This window comes from Caballeronia sp. GAWG1-5s-s, assembly GCF_023631445.1.
GTDB lineage: Bacteria > Pseudomonadota > Gammaproteobacteria > Burkholderiales > Burkholderiaceae > Caballeronia.
In genome coordinates this window covers 1-2,601 of the sequence record NZ_JALQDC010000053.1, presented here as the reverse complement: position 1 = coordinate 2,601, position 2,601 = coordinate 1, and the positions used below count along the sequence as shown (strand labels likewise).

Annotated in this window: 3 protein-coding genes; all 3 read left to right on the top strand. The window is 60.4% G+C overall.

Annotation, left to right across the window (positions count from 1 at the left end):
* Positions 1-88: 88 nt before the first annotated feature.
* Genes NCR34_RS27825 through tnpC form a run of 3 tightly spaced genes read left to right on the top strand, consistent with a single transcriptional unit; the run spans position 89 to position 2,529 of the window.
* On the top strand, positions 89-586 hold the full coding sequence (locus tag NCR34_RS27825) for a transposase (protein ID WP_250501433.1): 498 nt from the start codon (positions 89-91) through the stop codon (positions 584-586).
* Entirely contained in the window at positions 562-918 is a 357-nt protein-coding gene (tnpB, locus tag NCR34_RS27820; protein WP_040050313.1) for an IS66 family insertion sequence element accessory protein TnpB, read from the top strand. Before NCR34_RS27825 ends, tnpB begins: the two co-directional genes overlap by 25 nt.
* Positions 919-948: 30 nt before the next feature.
* Complete coding sequence (tnpC, locus tag NCR34_RS27815) at positions 949-2,529, top strand: IS66 family transposase (RefSeq protein WP_250501432.1); 1,581 nt, start codon at positions 949-951, stop codon at positions 2,527-2,529.
* Positions 2,530-2,601: the final 72 nt, after the last annotated feature.

Sequence of the window (2,601 nt, the reverse complement as noted above, 5' to 3'; positions counted from 1 at the left end):
CGTATGCGGTCCAGAAACAACGTCCTTCCAATGAGCGGCTGAAGGTCTGAACCTATGTGTCCGCGTGGACACATGCACTCAGACCGCAATGAACGAGAATCGAGACCTTCGCAGCAGGCTTGTCGTTGGCCAGAAACGGGACGGCCGGCGCGAATTTGACGCGGATGCTGTACGGGAACTGGTCGCACTGTGCCTGAAGCCGGGCGTGTCGATCGCGCGTGCCGCCATGGATCACGACGTCAACCCGAACCAGCTGCGCCGATGGATCGCGCGGTATCAGCCGCAGATCCTTCACGATTCCCGAGAACCGGACCCTGTGGTAATCGATGGCGTCTCGATCGACATTGCTGCGCGGACCGTCAAGAGCCCCCGTAGTGCAAGCACCTTACCAGCGTTTGTTCCCGTCATCTCTGCCCCGGTGTCGCCGTCGACACCGTCCAATCCAGTTCCATCGATGACGCTCGCGTTGCATGTTCGGTTACCTAACGGTGTCGAACTCAACTTCGGCGAGGCTGGCGTCGAAGAGATCACGACGATCGTCCAGGTGCTTGGGAGGCTGCCGTGTTCCGGTTTGACGAAGGTCTGAACGTCTATCTGCACCGCGATCCCGTCGATTTCCGGTTCGGAATGAACAGCCTGTCGATTCTCGTGGAGCAGGCGATGGGACTGAACCCGATGGACTCGTCGCTCTATGTGTTCACGAACCGGCGATGTGATCGTATCAAGATCCTCGGTTGGGATCACAACGGGTTCTGGCTATTGTTCAAGAGACTCGAAGAAAAGGACCGCTTCGTCTGGCCCGACAGTAGTACAGAGGTCGTCACGCTGGACGTCGAGCGATTGCAGTGGCTACTCAAGGGTGCTGACATTGCCGCGCTTCGGCGCCATCCGAAACGACATTATGCTCGTGTGAGTTGAACACGACATTGGCGTGCCGGTCTAAGCGACATGCCGATCAACGTCACCCTCTCTGCCGACGAGCTCAAGGCACTCCTGGCGATGCGCGAGGAGCACGCTGCGCTTCAGCGAGAACGTGAGGAGCTGCGCAGCACGCTGCGACTCGTGACAGCGGAGCGTGACCTCGCGGAGGAGCGCTTACGGGCTTACCGACGCGAGCTGTTCGGCGCAAAGAGTGAAGCGCGAGATTCTGATCAATACGGCTTGTTCAACGAAGCTGAGGCGCTCGGCGCAAACTCCACGCCCGCGCAGGAAGACACACCGGAAACGAAGGTTGACGCGCACACTCGCAAGAAGCGTGGTCACCGCAAGCCGCTCGATCCGAATCTGCCTCGCGATGTCGTGCGACACGAACTGCCCGAAGCCGATCGCTTCTGCGCCAACGACGGTCATGCGCTTGTGGAGATCGGAGTAGAAACCAGCGAACAGCTGGACGTGATCCCGGAGCAGCTTCGGGTCATCCAACACCAGCGCGTCAAGTATGCCTGCCCGTGCTGCGATCTTGGCATCAAGGTCACGCCAGCGCCGCCGCGCATCATCCCGCGCGGACTCTTGAGCGAATCGGCTCTTGCGTGGATCGCTGCCGGCAAGTATCAGTTCGGGATGCCCCTCTACCGTCAGGCCGGCCTACTGCGACGCTTCGGCGGCGACATCTCATCGAACACCATCGCCGCGAGCATCGTCCGTGTCGGGCTTGCGACGCAACCTGTGATCAACCTGATGCGCGATGCGTTGCTCGATGCCGATCTGATCTACTGCGACGAGACGACATTCCAGGTCCTGAAGGAGAAGGGGCGCAAGCCACAAACAAAGAGCTATCTCTGGTCGCAGATGACCGGCTCGGGCACGCCGATCTGCTGCTTCACTTACACGCCAGGACGAGGTGCAAAGCTGGCTGACAAGCTGTTCGTCGGCGTGCGTGAAGGTGCGGCCCTGATGACCGACGGATACGAGCCTTACAATGGCATTGCCCAGCGTTACCAGCTCGTGCACCTCGGATGCTGGGTTCATTGCCGGCGCTACTTCGTCAAGGCAGAGGACAATGTGCCCAAGGCAGCGCGCTCGCCCGATCTGCTCGCGACGCGCTTCATCAAGCTGATCGGAAAGTTGTTCGTTGCCGAGGCGCGTAGCGCGAAACGGAAAGCCGACAGGCGGCAGCGATTGCGACGACGGTACAGTGCACGTGTGCTCGACGCCATCCACAATCTGATGCTCGAGCAATCGCCCGGTGTCCTGCCCAACAGCTTGCTCGGCAAGGCGCTGACCTACCTGCGCGAACAGTGGCCGAAGCTGATCCGATACATCGAGAACGGCGACTGGCCCATATCGAACAATCCCTGCGAAAATTCAATCCGCCCCTTCTGCGTCGGGCGGCGCGGGTGGCTGTTCTCGGACACCGTCGACGGTGCGAACGCAAGCGCCAATCTCTACGCATTGGTCGAAACTTGCAAGGCCAACAGCATCGACCCGTATCGTTACCTCACCTGGCTGTTCCACCGGCTACCTCTGGCAAAGACCGTCGACGACTACGACGCGCTGCTTCCCTGGAAAATCCCTGCGGACCTTCGCTAACCCAGCGCCGCGTGTACACATGCTGCACGCCGCACATCCCCCTCTGAGGGGCGTCGGTCGTGGATCGCATAC